The following is a 20293-nucleotide window of genomic DNA, read 5'->3' on the forward strand; positions in this document are numbered from 1 at the left end:
CAGAATGACATTTGGCTGGGCGCTTAACGTGTCGTCTCGTCTGCGGACACGCTTGGGCTTTTCCCCTGATCACCACGATCTGCAAGTCCGCGGAAGGGCGGGTTTTTCGTAATCAGCAATTCGTAATTTCATTTCCAGTGCCGGTTTTTCGGGATCTGGGGAATCAGCCACGCAAGAAAAGCATCGGCGCTTCTTGACTGTATCATGATCTTGCCCGGGCCGGTCAACTCGCACACGAGCCCCTCGCCGCTGAACAACGTTGACTTCAGTCCACCGACTCTCTTCACGTTGTATGCCACACCCTCAGTCCAAGCAACCATGTGCCCCGTATCCACCACATATTTCTGTCCGGCACTGAGCTCAATCTCGTGGATTGCTCCGTAACTCGATAGGAAAACCTTTCCTGTCCCGCTTATCTTCAGAAGAAACAGGCCTTCTCGAGAAAAGAACGTCCTTGCGCCTCCCCACTTCGTGTCGATTCGAATCTCCGGCGATGATGCGATATAGGCCCCAGACTGCGCATATATGGTCTCGCCTCTCAGTTCAATGCTGAGAACATCACCGGGCAGAGTAGGAGCCAGAGTCATTTCTCCTCCCTCGTCGGCTGTGAAAGTGTTGAGAAAAAAACTTTCTCCTCCGAGCACGCTCCTCTTAAGAGCGCCGAATAGGCCTCCCTTCGCAGTGGTCTGGAGGGCGACTCCACTGGACATACTCACCATCGCTCCTGCCTCAGCAGAAATTGCTTCCCCCTTTTCAAGCTTTACTCTCAGTAAGGCGTAAGCTGACCGATAAAGCACTTCATGCTCCATCGTAAATCCCCCTTTCTTAAGTCCAGCTGCGCTCCGGGTAAACTCTTCAGTTTCTCCTTCAGTTCCTTGTTCTCAATGTCAAGTTCCAGAGCACGCTCATACTGCTTCCTCGCGTCCTCAAATCTGCCCATGTCTTTGTAGACATCCCCCAGATGCTCGTATATAACCATCTCCTGCACGTTCTGGGCGGCCTTCTCCAGCTCAGCCGCTGCATCATCAAGCTTACCCAGCCTGTAATAGGCCCAGCCCAGGCTATCTCGGAAGTACCCGTTCTCTGGTTCAAGCTCAAGAGCCTTTTCTATAAGCAGAACGGCCTCCCCCAGATTCCTCCCCTGGTCTGCATAGATATACCCTATGTAATTGTATGCGGAAGCGTCTTCGGGGTTGTACTTAACAGCATTCCTGAAAGAGGTGATTGCGCTCTCATATTTCTCTGCTCTGTCATATAGGAGACCAAGGCTGTGCCAGATGTTCCCGTCAGTGGAGTCGATATCCAGGACTCTCAGGTATGCTCTTTCCGCCTTTCCATCTTGTCCCATCCCCCCATATATGAGGCCGAGCAACTCGTAGGCGATCTTGTCATCTCGCCTTTTTCTCACATGACTTTTTAGAACCTTTTGTGCTCCTCGATAGTCACCCTTTTCTATAAGGAGGTAGGCTTTGTATGTCTGAGCACCCGGGAATTCCGCATCCAGCGAGAGGACAATGTCTATTTCTGAGAGAGCCCGCAGCAGTATCCCTTTCTCCAGATATGCCCGGGAAACATAAAAATGAGAGAGGGCATCCCTTGGATCCAGTCCAAGAGCCATCAAGAATTGCTCAATCGACCTGTCATACTTCTCGCGGTGGTAGTAAACCAATCCCAGATTCCTGTGCGACCTCAGGTCAAGTGGATTCATGGAAACGACCTCCTCCAGTAACCTTTCGGCACCGTCGTAGTCCTCCAGCCTCAGTTTCATGTTACCCAAACGCGACTTGAGCGCCCCATTTAAGGGGTCAAGCCTGAGAGCTTTCTCGTACATTTCGGCTGCGCCCCCATAGTCATCCAGGTGCTCCTTCACCACTCCCAGGCCTATGTACCCATCGAAGTACGTGGAGTCAATCGCCAGCGCCTTCCTGTACTGCTCTTCCGCCTGCTCGAAGCGCCCGACCCTCCCATAAAAGCCGCCCAAATCGCCCAGGGTCAGAGGCGAGTACGGCTCAAGCTCCACCGCCATCTTAAACTCTTTCTCAGCCAAGGATTTCTGGTCGAGCATATCATGGATTCTTGCCAGCGACCTCCATAGGCTCGCATCCGTGGAGTCCTTTTTTGTTGCCTTCTCAAATGCCTTTGCGCCCTTTTTGGGTTTGTTGACTCTTACGTAGGCCTCCCCAAGAAGGGTCAATGTCTTCAGACTGGAATCACCGTACTCCAGTGCAGACTCCCCATAGACAACTGCCTTGTCGTACTTCCGCTGGCCGTAATAGACTGCAAGGAGGGCGGCATGGATTTCCGGCGCTGTCCGGTCGTAGGCCAGGGCAGCCTCATACTCACTGATGGCCTTGTCGATCTCTCCCCTTGATTCATAGAGGGCAGCCATAGAATAGTGCGTTGCACTCGCTGCCCTCGTACGCACATCAGGCCTTGAAGCCGCGCATCCAGAACCAAAAAAGAGAAGCAATATCAAGCACGACTTGACCAGAGCTTCTTTCACGCAGAACCTCTATCAGAACACTTGAGATTTTCTAACATTTTGTGAGAATCCGGGGAGTCTTAGAAGTCAGGGCCTTCCTGGCCAGCAACTACGTTATCTTGTACTTCCCAAAGTCTTCGGGGTTAAGGTTCGCCAGAAACTTCTTCAATGCCTTTGCTCGAGTCTCATCGTCGATCTCCATGGAAGTGCCACTTGACGAGAGTACATTCTGAGACACGAATATGGGAACCTGAACCCTGAGCGCAAGAGCAATAGAATCGCTTGGCCTTGCATCCACATTTATTATGGATTTTCCCCTCTCCAGGTAGATTTTCGCGTAGAAGGTATTGTTCTTTAGCTCATTGATCAGAATTCTGGAGACCTTGGCCTTCAGACCTTCGATGACGGCTCTGATCAGGTCATGGGTCAAAGGCCTCTCCACTTTGATACCCTCAAGCGCTATCGCTATCGCGCTAGCTTCCGCGTGTCCAATCCAAATAGGAAGGACCCGCTCGCCATCAGCCTCTTTGAGCAGCACAACCGGACTGTCAGAATCCTTGTCCAGTCCCAAACCGGAAACCTTCATTTCAATCAATGTCACTAATCAAAACCTCCCCTGACTAGGAAAAAGGGTTCCCCAGGAAAACCCTGAACAGCACACCAACCGCGACAGCAAGAATGAGGCTCAAAGGCAACTCCCAGTAGCTTATCTCCCCTGGCGTGTACCTCTTCAAGAAGGCTCTGGGAAGTAGACAGAAGGGGATCGCAATATACAATAGCCCACCAATCATCGCCAATGTCGTAATTGCGATTCTCTCACCAAATTCAATAAGGCGCAGCGAAGGCCTGGGCAAAACAAGACTCTTTCCAGGCTGGCTGGCCTTTATCGATGAGACGAGAAAGAGAGCGAAGTACGTGGTTATAAGATAAGTACAGGCCAGCTGGAAGAACCTATCGCTCCCATACAGTGGGACTCGTGCGCCCAGAATACGCCCATCAATAAGAAGAGAAGCAGCCCAGATCGACGCAACATGAAAAACCTGGTCACCCACAAATACCAACCAGCGAGCCCTGACGGCTCTGGTGTTAAGAGCTATCTTTCCCTTATCAAAAAGAATGTGAAAGAGCCATAGAACAAGGAGAACGATCCACGTTCTTGGAAATCTGAGGTAGGGCCACAAAACAGCGAATCCGAGAATACCCGCCAGGCTTCCATGATACGCGACTCCCCAACGGTGTGTGGTTTTCTCCCGGAAAATCCAGCCCGTCTGAAGGGGAAAGTCTGACACCAGATGTGCTAGCAACAACCGCCAGAACAGAAACATTAACCATCCTTGTATGTCCTACCCCTTGAAACATTCATGATACGATTTTGTCCGCACCAAGTCAAGTTGAACTCCTGAGATTACGTTATTTCCGGACGACCCAGAGCTTGATTTTGGCATCTACCTCCGGATGAACCTTAACCCCAACCGTGTACACCCCAAGCCTCCTGATCGGCTCCTCCAGCAATATCTCCCTCTTGTCAGTCTCAAACCCTTCTTTTGCTAAGAGCTCCGCTACGTCTCTGCTGGTTACTGAACCAAAAAGCTTGTCATCCTCGCCAGCTTGCACTACTGCAGTCAAAGACACTCTCTCCAGTCGGGAAGCGATGATTTCAGCCTCTCTCTTCTCCCTGCTCATCCTCACCTTTTCTACAACCTTCAGGTTTTGATATGCCTTTCTGTTCCCAGGAGTATCCAAGAGGGCAAGTTTCCTGGGGATCAGGTAGTTTCTGCCATACCCTTTGGCCACTTTGACGGTTTCTCCCTTTTTCCCCAGCCTTTCAACGTTTTCCAGTAGAATGACCTGCATTTCTCTCCTCTGCGGACCTGGTAGGTTTTCTATCTATAGAACCTGGACACGTACGGAAGCAGCGCCATCTCTCTGGCCCTCTTGATGGCCCGAGAGAGTTGCCTCTGGTGTTTTGCACAGACACCGGTGACCCGGCGCGGAATAATCTTTCCTCTTTCCGACACGAATCTTCGAAGCTTCCTTACATCCTGATAAGGAATCTTATCAACTTTATCCATGCAGAACCTGCAACGCCTCTTTCTTCTTTCTTCGAACATCTCACCCCCTGCTATTAAAAGGGAACCTGTTCATCTGCCATCGGTGTATCACCTTCTGAGACCTCAGAAGGAATTCTCTTCTCCGGACCACCAACTCTATCCAGGAACTGTACCCTTTGTGCGACTATCTCCAGTACAGACCTTTTCTGACCATCTTCCGTTTCCCACGAGCGGCTCTGCAACCTCCCCTCCACAAGAACCGCACTCCCTTTCTTCAAGTATTCGCCGCAGTTCTCAGCAGTCTTCTTCCAGGTGACAACATTCACAAAGGTCGGATCATCTCTCCACTCTCCGGACTGATCCTTAAACCTCCTGCCGGACGCCAGCCTGAAGTTGCAGACAGCCGTCCCGGACGGTGTGTAACGGAGATCAGGATCTCTCGTTAAACGCCCGGCAATCAGAACATGATTAAGCGACGGGAATTTCAAATCAGCCATCAGGTTCACCTCCAAATCGATCTAGCTCTTCTCGTCCCCGCCCTTATCTCCAGTGTCAGGGACTTCCTCCGCGCTCGCCTGCTCGCTCGCGCCCGATAAGACTATCCTCTGTCTGAGCACCTGTTCATCCAGTTGAAGCTCTCTTCGCAACTCTGGAAGCACGGAAGGTTCGCTCTGGAATCTGAATAGCACGTATATCCCGTTCCGCTCCTTTGCTATCTCATAGCTCAAAGGCTTCGTTCCCCATCTGTTTATTTCAGTCACAGTGCCGTCGTTTTTTATCAGTCCGGAAACCTTTTCGATCTCCTCTTCCAGACCAGCCTCTTCAAGGGCTGGCCTGAAAATGACAATCATTTCGTATTCTCTCAAGTATTCACCCCTTTTTCAGGTAGACAGTATTAAAAGCGATTATCCTTGCAGATTCAAGTGAAAAATGTTTTTGATCATACGTGAAACCTGACTAGAATGACATCTCCGTCTTGAACTATGTAGTCCTTGCCTTCTGTTCTCATAAGACCACGGTTCTTCACTTCCTGCATGGCCCCAGATTTCTCAAGATCAGAAAAGGACACCACTTCAGCCTTGATGAAGCCTTTCTCCAGGTCGCTGTGGACCTTTCCGGCAGCTTCCGTGACTCTGGAATTAACAGGAAGGTGCCACGCTCTCGTTTCAGGTCCCTTGATTGTATAAAACGTGATGAGGTTCAACAGAAGAAAACTCTCCAGAACGAGCTGAGCAAGGCCATAACCTTCCAGTCCGAGTTCCCGCCTCATCACCTTTCTCTCCTGTCTTTCAAATTCTGCAAGCTCAAGTTCGCCTTTTGCGCATACTGCGCAGGCTCTGGCCATCCTCTCTTTCGCATACTGCTTTACGCTTTCAAGCTCAGAGAAGTTATGTGAAGAAATGTCACCCTCATCCATGTTCATAACATAGAGCACAGGCTTTGCAGAAAGCAGACCCGTGGGGGGGCCATCTATCGCTGCCAGAGAACCTCCAGAGTCCAGAATTTGTCTTGCCTCAAGCATGGACTGAAGAGAAGACTCGGCCTCCCTGTCGCCCTTTTCTGCACCCTTCTTTGCCTTCTCTATCCTTACGTCAAGGCTTTCCATGTCTGCCAGCGCGAGTTCAGTGGAGACGACTTCGGCATCTCTCAAGGGATCAACAGACCCGTCAACGTGTGCTACCCCGCCCTTTCTGAAACACCTCAGAACATGCAGGATGCAATCAACCTCTCTTATGTGTGCAAGGAACGTATTTCCGAGACCTTCACCCTTGCTTGAGCCCTTGACCAGGCCAGCAATATCGACAAATTGTATGCGGGCCCCCGTCAGCTTCTCGGGCTTCATCAATTCCCCGAGTCTCTTCAGCCTCTCATCAGGGACCTCTGCTATTCCAACGTTTTTGTCAACAGTGGTAAACGGGTAGTCGGCAACTTGTGCATTTGCGCGAGTCAGCGCATTAAACAGAGTTGACTTGCCGACGTTAGGAAGACCAACTATTCCAATCTGCATCAATGGAACAACCCAATGTGTTTGTTGAGCAAGACTATGAGTGGAGCAAAAACCAAAGAGACAACGGCCATGAGTTTGAGCAGTATGTTCATGGAGGGTGCTGAGGTGTCCTTGAACGGGTCTCCCACAGTATCCCCCACGACGGCGTTCTTGTGAGGATCTGAACCTTTTCCTCCCAGGTTCCCCTTCTCTATCCACTTCTTCGCGTTGTCCCAGGCACCTCCAGAATTGGCCATAAACACTGCAAGCGGAACTCCCACCACAAGGGACCCGGCGAGGAGTCCGCCCAGGGCCTCAGTCCCGAAGAAGATGCCCACCACCAAGGGGATCAAAACTGCAAGGATTCCAGGAAGTATCATCTCTCTCAATGCACCGCGGGTCGTTATGTCCACGCACCTTGCATACTCTGGCCTGGCTTCACCTTCCATGAGCCCCTTTATCTCTCTAAACTGTCTTCTCACCTCCTCAACAACCCTGAAGGCAGACCTTCCCACCGCCTTCATGGTGGCAGATGCGAAGACATATGGTACTACCCCTCCAATAAAGAGTCCGGCGATGACAGTTGCTTTCATCATATTAATCTCAGGCAGTTTTGACACCTTTATGTATGCTGAGAAAAGAGCCAGGGCAGTGAGCGCAGCAGAACCTATGGCGAACCCCTTGGCGATGGCGGCCGTGGTGTTGCCTGCAGCGTCGAGAGAATCTGTTATTTCTCTCACCTCTGGCGGCAATTTCGCCATTTCAGCAATGCCTCCTGCGTTGTCTGCTATTGGCCCGTACGCATCAACCGATATGGTTATGCCTGCAATGCTGAGCATACCAATTCCCGCCAGGGCAATACCATAGAACCCTTCCAGCTTGAATGCAATCACTATGGCAGCGGCAATAGCCACAATCGGTATTACGGTGCTCGTCATTCCAGTTGCCAGACCTGCGATAATATTCGTGGCTGCCCCGGTCTTTGCCGAACTGGCAATCTCTCTGATAGCCTTGCCCGACGTGTAGTACTCCGCGGTAAATCCTATTATGAGACCGCATAGAACCCCTGCCAGAACGGCGAAGAAGGTTTCGATCCGCCCGAACCAGAGCGTGCACAGGACTAAAGCTCCCACAATGAAGAGTACCGCACTGGCAATTGTCCCATTCCTCAAGGCACGCTGAGCATCAGACTTTGAATGGACAAAGAAGACGCCGAGAATTGAAGCGAGCAGCCCAACACAGACGAGGAAGAAGACAAGAAGGATCCTGTCTATGCTCTTCATTGCGGCGGCAATCACTATCCCGGCGATGATGGAGCCGACATACGATTCGTACAGATCAGCACCCATTCCCGCTACATCCCCCACGTTGTCTCCAACATTGTCGGCGATTGTTGCCGGATTTCGGGGATCGTCTTCTGGTATGCCCGCCTCAACCTTGCCAACAAGGTCAGCACCAACGTCCGCTGCTTTAGTGTAGATGCCTCCACCGACCCTGGCGAAGAGAGCAACTGAACTTGCGCCCATGCTGAATCCGGCCATGGCTCCAGTGGCCCAAAGTACTCTGGTCATAAGTTCACCACCAAGGCTCGTGTATATGAAATACGTGAGCGAAAGTGCAAAAAGGCCCAGGCCTACTACGGTAAGGCCCATTACTGAGCCGCCGAGAAATGCAACAGAAAGCGCCTGATTCAATCCGCTTCTTGCGGCCTCAGCGGTCCTGGTGTTTGCCCGGGTGGAAGTCCTAAGGCCAAAAAAACCTGAAGCCATTGAACAACCTGCTCCGACTACGTAGGCGATGGCGGTGGCAAATGCGAACCCAGCACCCTGAGACCGCAATCCAAGGGCAAGCAGTATGAATACCGCGCAGACAAAAATGAGTATGGCCAGATACTCACGTTTCAGGAAGGCCATGGCGCCCTCATAGATTGCGAGCGATATGTAAACCATCTCTTTTGAACCAGGATCATGCCTCATGACCCTTACAGCCATTATTATTGCAAAGGCGACTCCAATGAGCCCCACGCCGACGGGCAAAAGGAGTAGTTTCATCTCCTATTCAACCTCCATCATTTCTGTTCACTAAAGACATAGCTTTTTCTACACCGTGCTCTAAGAAAAACACTGTGGCCCGCTCTGCCTCTTCCAGCAAGAGAGGCAGCCTCTCTTTTTCCTCGGGCTCAAATTCGGCCAGAACATATTCTGTAAGGTCCGAACAGGGAGGCTTCCCGATGCCGATGCGCAGCCTGGGAAACCCCTCCGACTGGAGGTGGTAGATAACAGATTCCAGTCCGTGATGTCCTCCGTGCTGCCCTTTTTTCCTGAGCCTAATCTTGCCAAACGGGAGTTCGCACTCATCACAGATGACCAGGAGATCCTCCAGTTCAACACCAAATCTCGCACACGCATCTGAAACTGCAATTCCGCTGTTGTTCACATAGGTCAAAGGCTTAACAAGGTAAACACACTTGCTAGAATAGTCAGCGCGACCAACAAGGTATTCCTCAGTGCCGGGGCAAGTCTCTGCGGCAAAGACCAGGCTCAGCCTATCCAGAACCATACTGCCCAGATTGTGTCTGGTGTGCGCATAACGGTTGCCTGGATTGCCGAGCCCACACAGAAGAGCGGATTTCAACTCTTTTCCCGACCCTCTTTCTTCTCCTTTTCCTCCTCCGCCTTCTCTTCCTCTTTTTCTTCCTCAGCCGCAGCCTCCTCCTCGGGAACCTCCTCTGCGGCGACAGGAACCTCAACCTTCGCCTTCGGGACAAGGATGCTCACTACGGGCATCTCTGAATCATCCAGAATCTTCAGTGCACCCGTAGCAAGGTCCTTAACGTGGAGCAAGTCACCGAGCCCCAGCTGGCTGATGTCTATCACCAGATGGTCCGGAAGCTGAGACGGCAGGCACCTGACCTCCACTTTCCTTAATATGTGTTCCAGTATCCCACCTTCCTTAACCCCTGGCGATGACCCTGTCAGAATTATAGGCACCTGAACTGTCAGCACCTCTCCGGCATGCACGTGCTGGAAATCTACGTGCATGATCTCCCTGCTGACCGGGTCTCTCTGAATCTCCTTGAGCACAGCTTTCGCATCTTCGCGTCCTTCAATTTTAACGTTGAATATGATATTGTCGCCGGAGCTCTTCTCCAGAATCTGACTCAAGGCTTTGCTTTCAATGGCTAGGGGAATTGCAGATTCACCGTGACCATACATCACACCGGGGACGTAGCCCTTTTTCCTCAGTTTTTTTCCAGCCTGTTTGCCCTTTTCTTCTCTCACCGTAGCATTCAAATCACGCTCAGCCATATGTACCTCTCATTCTATTTGAAAAGGCTGCTTACTGACCTGTTCTCATGAATTCTTCTGATCGCCTCAGACAGAAGTCTAGACACGGATACCACATTGAACTTTCTCTTCGCAACACCGTCTCTCAGAGGGATAGTGTCGGTTACTACCACATCGTCAATTGGCCCCTTGATGATTTTTTTCACAGCATCCTTCGAAAGAAGCGGATGTACACAGTAGACAAAAATCTTTCTGGCGCCAGCTTCCTTGAGAGCAGCGCAGGCGCTGACTACCGTGCCTCCAGTGTCCAGTATGTCATCAAGAAGCAGGCAGTCTTTTTCACGCACAGTCCCTATTACGTTCAAAGTCGCAGAGACATTTGGCCGTGGGCGCTGCTTCTCTATCACTGCCACCCCAACACGTCCCAGTCTGTTGGCAAAGTGTCTCGCACGCTTGGCGCCACCCAAGTCCGGCGAGACCACAACCAACCTTTTGAGATTCTTTTGTGTTCTCCTTACATGCTGGGCAAAAATAGGAGCCGCATATAGATGGTCAACAGGGACATCAAAATAGCCTTGAATCTGGTCTGCGTGTAAATCCATGGTCAGGACTCTGTCGGCGCCGGCAGTCGATATCAAATTCGAAATAAGTTTGGCCGAGATGGGCATTCTTGGTTCATCCTTTTTGTCCTGCCTCGCGTACCCAAAATAGGGAATCACCGCAGTCACCCTTGAAGCCGAAGCCCTCTTTGCCGCATCTATCAACAGGAGGAGTTCAAGAAGATTTTCAGCAGGAGGAAAGGTGGGCTGTATTATGAATACATCTTCACCTCTCACGTTCTCACTCAGCTTCACCCATATTTCGCCATCAGCAAACCGATCTGTCGGTCTTTTGCCCAGCTTCTTACTCAAGTTCTTGCATATCTTCAAAGCAAGATTTTCGTGAGCATTGCCAGAGAATATCTTAATCTTTCCAGCCATAACCCCTTCCCAACTTTTTCGCCGTCTCCAGTCCGCGCCAGAGACGACAGTCTATGAATGTGAACTCAGAACTGGGGCGGGAGGATTCGAACCTCCGTTACGGGAACCAAAATCCCGGGGCTTGCCACTTGCCGACGCCCCAAAGATCCATGTCAAATCAAGATTCGAACGAATCCACATCAGCATGTTGTAGTCTCCCAAGCAGCCAGTCCTTCTTTGGTGAACTGTGATACAATTGTTCGACCAGAGTCTCTCCCCTCGACTACACAGAAAACACATGAACCGCTACCAGAGAGCAGGGCGCCTAAAGCTCCCAGTTGTAACATCATTTTCTTCATGTCAAACAGATCCGGATAATGTCCGAATACCACCTCCTCAAAAGAGTTATAAAGCCTTTTGCAAAGGGTGGATAAGTCCCCCCGCTCGAGCGCGCTGGCCAAAATCTTAATATCAAAGTCAGGTCGTGTCAACCCCGAATTCGCCTTTTGATAGGCCCAACCGGTAGAGATGGGAAACCCGGGAAAGACAACTACGAGATTCAGCTGCTTTTTTACATCCATGCGTTGCAGCCTGTCGCCCCTTCCAGTTGCCAGCGCAGTCCCTCCTCTTATGAAGAAGGGCACATCGCTTCCCAGAATCCTCGCTATTCCACACATCTTCTCCTCGTCCAAGCCAAGATCGAACAGGCGGTTTAAGCCTTTTATCGTCGCTGCTGCATTTGAGCTCGCACCACCCAAGCCTCCTCCCGAAGGTATCTTCTTGTCTATCTTTATCCTCACCCCCCTGGTCGAGTCCGCAGCTTCCAGCGTCATCTTCGCAGCGGCAAAAGCTAGATTCTCCTGTCCCTCAGGGACACCGGGAGTGTCGCAGACCACCTCTATCCCTGCACTCGTCTCATCAATCTCAATCTCGTCACTCAAGTCTATCGTTTGAAGAATCGTCTCAACATCATGGTAACCATCGCTTCTCTTCCCCACGATGCGAAGACCAAGGTTCACCTTTGCACAGGATTTCATGCTGAGCAGGGGCATCAGGCGAACTCCGACTCGACAAGCTCACATAGTATGTGGCCAATGGTGATGTGACACTCTTGAATGCGGGCAACAGAAGATGATCCGACCTTGATGAGGAGCTCGCAGTTCTCGGCCATCTTTTCTCCGTGCTCGCCGGTAAGGCCAATCGTATGGATCCCCATACTGTGTGCCATTTCAAGAGCCTTGAGGATATTAGGCGATTTTCCACTTGTGCTGATGGCAATAAGGATATCTCCCTGCCCGCCCAGAGCCTCGATCTGTCTTGAGAATAGCACATCAAAGCCTTCATCATTGGGAACGGCCGTGAGTATGGAGGTGTCTGTGGTCAACGCGACTGCCGGAAGGGCCTTCCTCTTTTTCGCGAACTTCCCAACAAGCTCGCAGGCGATGTGCTGGCTATCCGCAGCGCTACCCCCGTTCCCGCAGAGCATCACTTTGTGGCCGGCCTTGATCGCATCAACCAGAAGCTTCGCAGCTTCCAGAATCTCATCCGCTAGCCTTAAGAGTCCCAGTTTCACCTTAGCGCTTTCCTCGAGTACAGACTTAATCATCCTGGATTTGTCCTCAACCATTTGATCCACCTCCGCTCCGTCCATCCAGATACTCCTCCAAAGCTTCTTCCCAACTCCTCAAATATCCTCCGAAGGTCTGAGCATAAGTTTTATTGTCCAGAACTGAATAGGCTGGCCTGTTTGCTGGCCTTGCCGAAAGGCTGGTCTTTATCCTCTTTATTGTACAACCCTTAATACCTGCTTGCTTGCAGATACTCACTGCAAAGTCATACCAACTGCACTCCCCGTTGTTTGTCACATGGTAGATGCCGAATTTCTTTGTCTCGATTATCTTCTTCAAGGCCAACGCCAGGTCTTTTGTGTATGTCGGATTCCCTCTCTGATCGTCCACCACTTCCAGGAATTCCTTCTCTCCGGCAAGAGTCAGGATTTTCTCCACGAAGTTCCGGCCTCCCTCTCCGAAGAGCCAGGAGGATCTGACTGTATAGTTATGACTGACAATCCTCTCCACAAACCATTCTCCTATCAGTTTTGTTCTTCCATACATGTTCAACGGGCCGGGTTTGTCATCTTCCGAGTAGGGTCTGTCTGCTTGACCGTCAAACACATAGTCAGTGCTCACGTAAAGCATCGGGCACTTAGCCTCCTTGCAGGCAACAGCAACGTTCCTTGTGGCCACCACATTGAACCGATATGCCTTCTCGGGATCGGTCTCGCAATCATCAACATGGGTGAATGCGGCAAGATGGCACACAATCTCAGGTCGCGTTTTGACTATCATTGCTGTGCAAGACGTTTCAGAGAGATCAAAGTCGGTTATGTCCACCCCTGTGACAGCATGGGCTTCCTTCAAACTCTCACAAAGAGCTCTCCCAAGCATCCCCGCTGCCCCTGTCACCAATACCCTCATTCCCTCTTCTCGCCCACCATTTGTAATTCGTAATTTGAAATTTCATTCATCTTTTTCTCTTCCGCCTCATCTCTCTCACCTTGTTATTCACCTGCAGCAGACCATCGATGGATGAGCCGGCATCTCCCCACCATCCATCAACTACATCGTAACACATCTGACTGCGTTTGATATAGACGTTGTTCACATCGGTTATTTCCAGTTCCCCTCTTCCTGAAGGTTTCAACTTTCTTATTACTTCAAACACGTTCGAATCGTACATGTAGACTCCAATCACTGCAAAATGTGACTTCGGTCTCTTGGGTTTCTCCACCACACTCACAATCTTCTTTCCTCTAATCTCGGCGACACCATAGTCCTGGGGTTTATCCACCTCTTTCAAAAGTATCCTTGCTCCTTTCTTCTGCTTCCTGAACTTCCGGACAGAGGAGGCTATCGACTTCTCCAGCAGGTTATCGCCAAGCATGACCACTATCTTCCCACCCTCAGCAAAGTGCTCCGCCAACCCCACCGCTTGGGCGATCCCTCCCTCTTTTTCCTGATAGGCATACTGTATCCTCACAAGGCCAAACCCTCTTCCATCGCCGAGCAGTCTCAGAAAATCGCCGGCACTGTTGCCACCAGTGACTAGCAGTACCTCTCTTACGCCCGCATCTACCAGCGTTTGTATGGGGTAGTATATCATCGGCCTGTCATAGACAGGCAATAGATGCTTGTTCGTAATCTTGGTCAGGGGATAGAGCCTCTTCCCCAGACCACCAGCAAGAATAACCCCTCGCACATGAACCTCCTTGCAAGGCACCCGTAAGCTTCAGTTTTCTAATTCTCAGGCTTTCTATGTATGGCCTGTCTGAATTCCGCCACCAGAGTTGGATCCTGTTCTATCATGTTTCCGGTCACCACGAAGTCGGCCCCAGCTTCCACCTTCTTGCTCGCGTTCTCAGGACTTCTGATCCCACCCCCTATTATAAGGGGAAGTCCGGTTTCTGACTTCACCTTCTCTATCATCTTTTCAGGCACCGACAGTTTTGCTCCGCTTCCCGCATCCATATATATCATCCTCATGCCCAGATACTTGGCGGCCAGTGCATGTGCAACAGCACAATCAATGTCATCTCTGTCTATGGGATCTGTTCGGCTCTCCACGGCAACCGACGTCTGGGATCCTGAACCAACGATGATGTAGCCCACAGGAATCGTTTCAAGGCCCATCTCTCTTATTATGGGTGCTGCCTTCACATGTTCCTCTATCAAATATCTTGGGTTTCTCCCACTGACCAGCGAAAGAAAAAAAACGGCATCAGCGTTCTCGTTCAACTGATCTGCGTTGCCGGGGAAGACGATGATGGGAAGGTTTGTGTTGGATTTCACTTTCGTTACGAAGTCATCGAAGATTCGCCTGCGCACAGACGATCCACCAATGAGTATTGCATCTGCACCATTCTTTGTTATTGACGTAACGACATCTTCTATCCTGAGACTGTATCTACCTTCAGGGTCAAGAAGAACAAAATAGCCAGCACCGTTCTTCCTGACCGAATCCATAAGATACTTGAATACCGAACCCGACTGAGATTCCATGGATTTCACATAAGGTGCCTGGCAAGCGCCAGGAATCTTGGAGAAGATTTTATCAATGGGACCACGAGCTGCCGCGGCCTTAGTTCCCTCACGATCTTTCCATCGAAATACTTCTCCACAAAGTCAAAGATTGTTTCGAAATCATCGTCTGTTAATTTGAGGAAAACTTCGCGCGCCCTGGCTCTATACCTGAGGTCCTTGCCATGCTTTTTGTTCCATTCCTTCTCATATTGGGAGAGCGCCTTTCTGGATACATCGCCTTCTTTAGAACATCGGGCCGCAACTCTGCCTGCAATCGCTGCTGAAAAAAGTCCATTCGCAATGCCTGCGCCTGTCATCGGGTCTGACACCCTGGCAGCATCCCCCACCAGCATAACGGCATCACCCACCAGACGGTCTGCAGGAGATGTTGGGACACTACCTGATATTGTTTCCAGCTTGCTGGCATGCGGAAACCTCTTTTCCACAAGCTCATCCAGATATTCAAACGGTTTCTTCTTCGTCAGGTGCGGAGATATGCCCAAGCCAACATTGGCAGTGGCTTCGCTCTTGGGAAAAATCCAGGCATAACCCCCAGGTGCTACTTCATTACCGGCAAGGAACTCTGTATATCCGAGATCGACCTCAACCCTCCCCAGAAGGTACTCGGCGCAGGCATGATAGTCTTCTGGCAACAGTTCCCCATATATCGACGTCCACCGGGCAACCCTTGAATTTACGCCATCTGCACCGATCAACACCTTTGAACGAACCACCTTCTTGTTACCCCTGTGTGAAACTTCAACTCCCACGACCCTGTGATTCTCTGACAGAAGCCCAACCACCTCAGCATTGGTCAACAGGCACGCACCCGCCTGTACTGCCATGGCCGCAAGATCCCTGTCAAACATCTTCCTCTCCAGTATATAGCCTGCATCTGGATGTTCTATCTTGCAAGAGCGGCCGCTGGGAGTTGTCACTATGGCCCCCACAACCTCAGTCGCTATCCAGGAGGGTTTTGGCGCCATCAGCGAGTTGAGAACAGGCTTGCTTATCCCCTCTGCGCAGGCAACCGGGACGCCAATGGCCCTTTTCTTCTCCACAACAAGAACGCTCGCACCCAGTTCGGCTGCTACCTTCGCTGCCATGGACCCACTTGGGCCTGCACCCACAACCACAATATCGTATTCCTTATCGAGCACTTTTGAGCAGATCCTTCACTATTTGAGGAACACGGCCTATTGCCTCATCAATCTTCCCGACGTCCTTGCCTCCAGCCTCTGCAAGAGTAGGCTTCCCACCACCTCCGCCTCCAGTCACCTTCGCCACCTCTCTTGCCACATCACCCGCCTTTAGCCGATTTGTCAAATTATCTGTAACAAAAGCAACAAAGACCGCCTTTCCCTCTATTTCGGATCCGAACACACCCACACACTTCCCCTTGACCCTTGCCCTGGCCTGGTCAGCCATTTGTCTCAGGCCGACTATGTCACTGAACTCAACCCTCGAGGCCATCACCTGTATCCCTTCTACCAACCTTGCTTTTCCCACAAGTTTCACGGCGAAAGCTGATGCCAGTTTGGATTCGAGCTGTCTCACCCTTTTCTTCAGGATCTTCTGTTCCTGGAGAAGTTTTTGAAGCTTGTTTTCTAAGTCTTCCGTCGTAGAACCCAGAGCATCCGAAACTCTAGAAAGTACTTCTTCCTCCTTCTTCATGTGCTCGTAGGCTCCTCTTCCCGTCATTGCCTCTATTCTTCTTATGCCGGCTGCAACTGCACTTTCAGAGACAATCCTGAACAATCCGATTTCGCCAGTAGCATCAAGGTGCGTTCCGCCGCAGAGCTCGGCGGAGAAGTCACCTACCCTCATGACTCTCACATCATCACCATATTTCTCACCAAACAGGGCGATAGCCCCCATCCCTTTGGTCGCTTCGTCATAGGTGGTGTTTACAGACACAACAGACAGGTTCCCCCTCACCTTGGAGTTTACCATCTCTTCTACCCGGTCAATCTCTCTTCTTGTCAACGGATTGTAGTGGGTAAAATCAAATCTGAGTCTTTCAGGCTCCACAAGCGAACCTTCCTGCCTGACGTGCTTTCCCAGGACGACCCTCAGGACACCCTGCAAAATGTGAGTCGCTGTATGGTTTCTGGCAATGTCTTTCCTCCTCTCGCAGTCAACCTCAGCTGTCACCGTCCCGCCTTTAACCTCACCCCTTTCCAGTTTCCCCACATGGACTACTCCATGATCTGTCCATATTGTGTTGGTCACCTTCACCTCGAAATCATCAGAGTATATTCGGCCTGTGTCGCCAACCTGCCCGCCCGCCTCTGCGTAGAATGGAGTCTTGTCCAGTCTCATTTCCACGTCCCCATTGCTTACTCGCCATCCAATAATCCGTGCCTGAATCGAGATTCTCTCATAGCCTACAAACTCGGCTTCCTCTCCCTCCAGACCCTCCCAACCTTCTCCCATGTCTGCCGATTGAAACCTGGAGGCAGCTCTTGCTCTCTCTTTTTGAGCAGCCATCTTCTCTTCGAATTCTTTGAGATCGACTCGAAGACCTCTCTCCCCGGCAATCTCCAATGTCATATCTATGGGAAAACCATAGGTGTCGTACAGTCGGAAGGCGTCGTCGCCGGATATTACACCACTGCCAGTGGAAGTTATCTCCTCGAACAGCGCCAGGCCCTGATTCAGGGTTCTGAAAAACCTTTCCTCCTCACTCTTTATGATCAAGGACACTTGTTCCCTTCTCTCCACCAGTTCAGGATAAGGCTCCTTCATCACATCTGTGACCGTCCCCACAAGTCTATACAGGAAAGGTTCCTCGGTCCCGAGGAATACTCCCCTTCTTAGCGCTCTCCGTAGTAGTCTTCTGAGAACATACCCCCTGCCTTCATTCGATGGTATGACCCCCTCGGCACATGCAAATGTGAGAGCTCTTATGTGGTCAACTATTACATTGAAAGCTACTTTATCTTTTGAGTAACTCACGTCGAGGGCCCTGACCGCCTCATCGATTATTGGAGAAAAGAGATCCGTATCGAATATACTATTGCCGCCCTGCATGGAGACTGCGAGCCTCTCCATACCCATACCAGTATCGATCCCCCTGTTCGCCAAAGGAATCATCTGGCCCTTTTCCGTCTTTTCAAATTGAGGAAAGACCAGGTTCCACAATTCAAAGTACCTATCGCAGTCACACCCCGGCTGGCAGGTCTCCTTCCCGCATCCAAATTCTTCTCCCATGTCATAGAAGATTTCAGAACAGGGTCCGCATGGCCCGGTGGCACCAGCCGGACCCCAGAAGTTGTCTTCCTTGCCAAGTCTGTAGATGATCGAACTGTTTAAGCCGATATGTTTGTGCCACAAATCGTAAGCTTCGTCATCTTCTTCATAGATGGACACTGAGAGCCGCTCTACTGGAATCTTGAGAACCTCGAGAAGGAACTCCCATGCCCATTCAATCCCCTCTTTCTTGAAGTAGTCGCCGAAGGAAAAGTTACCCAGCATTTCGAAAAAGGTGTTGTGCCGCACGGTCTTGCCGACACTTTCTAGGTCGCTCACCCTCAAGCATTTTTGCACTGAGGCAGCGCGGGTATAAGGCAAAGGTACGAGCCCAGTGTAGTAAGACTTGAACTGGACCATACCCGCACTGGTAAACAGAAGACTGGGATCTCTCTGAGGAACAAGAGGCGAACCGTCTACGATCTTGTGATCTCTTTCCTCAAAGAATTCAAAGAATCTTTTTCTCAGTTCATTCGATGTCATTCTCTCGATCATCCTTCAGATGCTCAATCACCCATTTCGAAATCTCGTAGCTGAAGCCTCGTCTTGACAGATAACCCAATAGTCGGCGCTTGAGGTCCCTCGCCTCAAGCCCCTTGAGTGAAGCCAGCCTCTTTCTGCCCAAAGAGAGAGCAATTCCTTTCTCGTCGAACTCACCTTTTAACTCGTTCTCTGCCTGTCCTGCAATCTCCTTCTCTACGCCCTTCTTTTGCAGCTCCCTCCTTATTGCATAGAAAGACCTCGGATTCAACTCCATCCTGGTTCTGATCCACGACTTCGCGAACTCAAGGTCATCTATTAGTCCAACATCTTCAAGATCATCTGCCAGTTCATCAATCGTATTTTCATCAAAACCTTTTTGCTTGAGCCTGCTCGCCAACTCATGTCTTGAACGCATTCTATATGAGAGGAGGTTCAATGCGTATCTTTTTGCCTTCAGTTTCTCTTCGGTCAGGATTATTCGGGCGATTTCTTCTTCATCTACCTCCATTCCCTCTATCAGGCCAAGCCTCGATATCACCTCCTCATCCACACCACAGAAGAAATCTCCGTCCAGAAATATCGAGCGCCTGTTTGAGCGCTTCTTCTGAACCTCGATCTTGGTGATGCTTTTGCTCATGTGGGCATGCTACTGACGCTAACTTTCCTCCTTGGGCCTCGCGGCTTCGGCTTTCTTTCTAACAATAGGAAGGCCAAGTGCTTCTCTAACCTTCTTCTCTATGTCAGCCAGAACCGAAGGGTTCTCCTTCAGAAATGATCTTGCGTTGTCTCTGCCCTGGCCTATCCTTTCATCGCCGTAGCTGTACCAGGTCCCTGATTTCTCAACAATCTTATTTTCAACGCCAAGGTCTAGCACCTCGGCCTCACGGGAGATCCCCTCACCAAAATATATGTCAAAGGTTGCATCCCTGAATGGAGGCGCAAGTTTGTTTTTTACTACTCTGACGACGACCTGGTTCCCAACGCTCTGGTCGCCTACCTTGATTGCGCTTGTCCTTCTTATCTGTAGTCTTACCGATGAGTGAAACTTCAGAGCCAGCCCTCCAGGAGTTGTCATGGGATTGCCAAACATCACACCTATCTTGTATCTCACCTGATTGACAAAAATGGCACATGTGTTTGACTTGCTTATCACGGCGGTCAGCTTTCTTAGCGCCTGGGACATCAGCCTGGCCTGAAGACCAACATGAACATCACCCATTTCTCCCTCTATCTCGGCTTTGGGGACCAGCGCTGCAACAGAATCGATAACCGTAACATCGACTCCTCCGCTTCTGACCAGCATTTCTGTAATCTCCAGCGCCTGCTCTCCCGTGTCAGGCTGAGAGATGAGAAGTTGATCAACATCCACACCCAGTCTCCTGGAATATATGGGGTCCAGTGCATGCTCAGCATCGATGAACGCCGCTGTACCCCCGAGCTTTTGAGCCTCTGCGATGATGTGCAAAGCTATGGTAGTCTTGCCAGAGGCCTCTGTCCCAAATATCTCCACGACACGACCCCTTGGAACACCTCCTATGCCAAGTGCTGTATCAAGCGCGAGCGAACCTGTCGGTATCGTATCGACCGAAATCCTAGCCCCGGGATCTCCCAGCCTCATTATTGAACCCTTCCCGAACTGCTTCTCTATCTGAGATACGGCCATCTCAACAGCCTTACCCCTACTGTCGTCCTTCTTCGCCATTATTGCCTCTC

Annotated in this window: 22 protein-coding genes and 1 tRNA gene; all 23 read right to left on the reverse strand. The window is 50.8% G+C overall.

Annotated elements, in window-relative coordinates; genetic code table 11:
* Nucleotides 1-128 precede the first annotated feature (128 nt).
* Complete coding sequence (locus E3J62_06435) at nucleotides 129-809, reverse strand: TIGR00266 family protein (protein ID TET45804.1); 681 nt, start codon at nucleotides 807-809, stop codon at nucleotides 129-131.
* Nucleotides 767-2503, reverse strand: coding sequence for a tetratricopeptide repeat protein (locus E3J62_06440; protein ID TET45805.1), 1737 nt, complete (start codon nucleotides 2501-2503; stop codon nucleotides 767-769). The genes E3J62_06435 and E3J62_06440 overlap by 43 nt, the downstream gene beginning before the upstream one ends.
* Before the next feature lie 88 nt (nucleotides 2504-2591).
* Nucleotides 2592-3068 (reverse strand): bifunctional nuclease family protein, encoded by a 477-nt coding sequence (locus tag E3J62_06445; protein ID TET45842.1) that lies wholly within the window; start codon nucleotides 3066-3068, stop codon nucleotides 2592-2594.
* Nucleotides 3069-3102: 34 nt separating this feature from the next.
* Nucleotides 3103-3807: a DUF3307 domain-containing protein gene (locus E3J62_06450; protein ID TET45806.1), complete on the reverse strand. Its 705-nt coding sequence runs from the start codon at nucleotides 3805-3807 to the stop codon at nucleotides 3103-3105.
* Between the two features lie 85 nt (nucleotides 3808-3892).
* Complete coding sequence (locus E3J62_06455) at nucleotides 3893-4336, reverse strand: 50S ribosomal protein L9 (GenBank protein ID TET45807.1); 444 nt, start codon at nucleotides 4334-4336, stop codon at nucleotides 3893-3895.
* A 29-nt stretch (nucleotides 4337-4365) separates the two neighbouring features.
* Nucleotides 4366-4593, reverse strand: a complete 228-nt coding sequence (rpsR, locus tag E3J62_06460; GenBank protein TET45808.1) for a 30S ribosomal protein S18 — start codon at nucleotides 4591-4593, stop codon at nucleotides 4366-4368.
* A gap of 14 nt (nucleotides 4594-4607) precedes the next feature.
* A complete protein-coding gene (locus E3J62_06465; protein ID TET45809.1) occupies nucleotides 4608-5030 on the reverse strand; it encodes a single-stranded DNA-binding protein in 423 nt (140 codons plus the stop codon).
* Nucleotides 5031-5051: 21 nt separating this feature from the next.
* Nucleotides 5052-5399: a 30S ribosomal protein S6 gene (gene rpsF / locus E3J62_06470; GenBank protein TET45810.1), complete on the reverse strand. Its 348-nt coding sequence runs from the start codon at nucleotides 5397-5399 to the stop codon at nucleotides 5052-5054.
* 74 nt (nucleotides 5400-5473) lie between these two features.
* Nucleotides 5474-6541, reverse strand: a complete 1068-nt coding sequence (gene ychF / locus E3J62_06475; protein TET45811.1) for a redox-regulated ATPase YchF — start codon at nucleotides 6539-6541, stop codon at nucleotides 5474-5476.
* Complete coding sequence (locus E3J62_06480) at nucleotides 6541-8571, reverse strand: sodium-translocating pyrophosphatase (GenBank protein ID TET45812.1); 2031 nt, start codon at nucleotides 8569-8571, stop codon at nucleotides 6541-6543. The genes ychF and E3J62_06480 overlap by 1 nt, the downstream gene beginning before the upstream one ends.
* Before the next feature lie 7 nt (nucleotides 8572-8578).
* Nucleotides 8579-9154 carry an aminoacyl-tRNA hydrolase gene (locus E3J62_06485; GenBank protein TET45813.1) on the reverse strand — a complete coding sequence of 192 codons (576 nt, stop codon included), beginning with the start codon at nucleotides 9152-9154 and terminating at the stop codon, nucleotides 8579-8581.
* Nucleotides 9151-9828: a 50S ribosomal protein L25 gene (locus E3J62_06490; protein TET45814.1), complete on the reverse strand. Its 678-nt coding sequence runs from the start codon at nucleotides 9826-9828 to the stop codon at nucleotides 9151-9153. Before E3J62_06490 ends, E3J62_06485 begins: the two co-directional genes overlap by 4 nt.
* Before the next feature lie 14 nt (nucleotides 9829-9842).
* Nucleotides 9843-10787: a ribose-phosphate pyrophosphokinase gene (locus tag E3J62_06495; GenBank protein TET45815.1), complete on the reverse strand. Its 945-nt coding sequence runs from the start codon at nucleotides 10785-10787 to the stop codon at nucleotides 9843-9845.
* A 71-nt stretch (nucleotides 10788-10858) separates the two neighbouring features.
* Nucleotides 10859-10929, reverse strand: a tRNA-Gln gene (locus E3J62_06500).
* Between the two features lie 37 nt (nucleotides 10930-10966).
* Nucleotides 10967-11818 carry a 4-(cytidine 5'-diphospho)-2-C-methyl-D-erythritol kinase gene (ispE, locus tag E3J62_06505; GenBank protein TET45816.1) on the reverse strand — a complete coding sequence of 284 codons (852 nt, stop codon included), beginning with the start codon at nucleotides 11816-11818 and terminating at the stop codon, nucleotides 10967-10969.
* Nucleotides 11818-12369 (reverse strand): SIS domain-containing protein, encoded by a 552-nt coding sequence (locus tag E3J62_06510; protein TET45843.1) that lies wholly within the window; start codon nucleotides 12367-12369, stop codon nucleotides 11818-11820. The genes ispE and E3J62_06510 overlap by 1 nt, the downstream gene beginning before the upstream one ends.
* A 16-nt stretch (nucleotides 12370-12385) precedes the next feature.
* The gene (gene rfbD / locus E3J62_06515; GenBank protein ID TET45817.1) at nucleotides 12386-13243 is read right to left on the reverse strand and encodes a dTDP-4-dehydrorhamnose reductase; all 858 of its coding nucleotides are present in this window, start codon (nucleotides 13241-13243) and stop codon (nucleotides 12386-12388) included.
* A 46-nt stretch (nucleotides 13244-13289) separates the two neighbouring features.
* Nucleotides 13290-14024 (reverse strand): spore coat protein, encoded by a 735-nt coding sequence (locus E3J62_06520; GenBank protein ID TET45818.1) that lies wholly within the window; start codon nucleotides 14022-14024, stop codon nucleotides 13290-13292.
* 38 nt (nucleotides 14025-14062) lie between these two features.
* Nucleotides 14063-14824 (reverse strand): geranylgeranylglyceryl/heptaprenylglyceryl phosphate synthase, encoded by a 762-nt coding sequence (locus tag E3J62_06525; GenBank protein ID TET45819.1) that lies wholly within the window; start codon nucleotides 14822-14824, stop codon nucleotides 14063-14065.
* A gap of 5 nt (nucleotides 14825-14829) precedes the next feature.
* Nucleotides 14830-16005, reverse strand: a complete 1176-nt coding sequence (locus E3J62_06530) for an NAD(P)/FAD-dependent oxidoreductase (GenBank protein TET45820.1) — start codon at nucleotides 16003-16005, stop codon at nucleotides 14830-14832.
* Nucleotides 15995-18589, reverse strand: a complete 2595-nt coding sequence (gene alaS / locus E3J62_06535; GenBank protein TET45844.1) for an alanine--tRNA ligase — start codon at nucleotides 18587-18589, stop codon at nucleotides 15995-15997. The genes E3J62_06530 and alaS overlap by 11 nt, the downstream gene beginning before the upstream one ends.
* Nucleotides 18567-19217 (reverse strand): hypothetical protein, encoded by a 651-nt coding sequence (locus tag E3J62_06540; GenBank protein ID TET45821.1) that lies wholly within the window; start codon nucleotides 19215-19217, stop codon nucleotides 18567-18569. The genes alaS and E3J62_06540 overlap by 23 nt, the downstream gene beginning before the upstream one ends.
* Nucleotides 19218-19235: 18 nt before the next feature.
* Nucleotides 19236-20282 carry a recombinase RecA gene (recA, locus tag E3J62_06545; protein TET45822.1) on the reverse strand — a complete coding sequence of 349 codons (1047 nt, stop codon included), beginning with the start codon at nucleotides 20280-20282 and terminating at the stop codon, nucleotides 19236-19238.
* Nucleotides 20283-20293 lie beyond the last annotated feature (11 nt).

The organism is candidate division TA06 bacterium, from assembly GCA_004376575.1.
GTDB lineage: Bacteria > Hydrothermota > DG-26 > E44-bin18 > E44-bin18 > E44-bin18.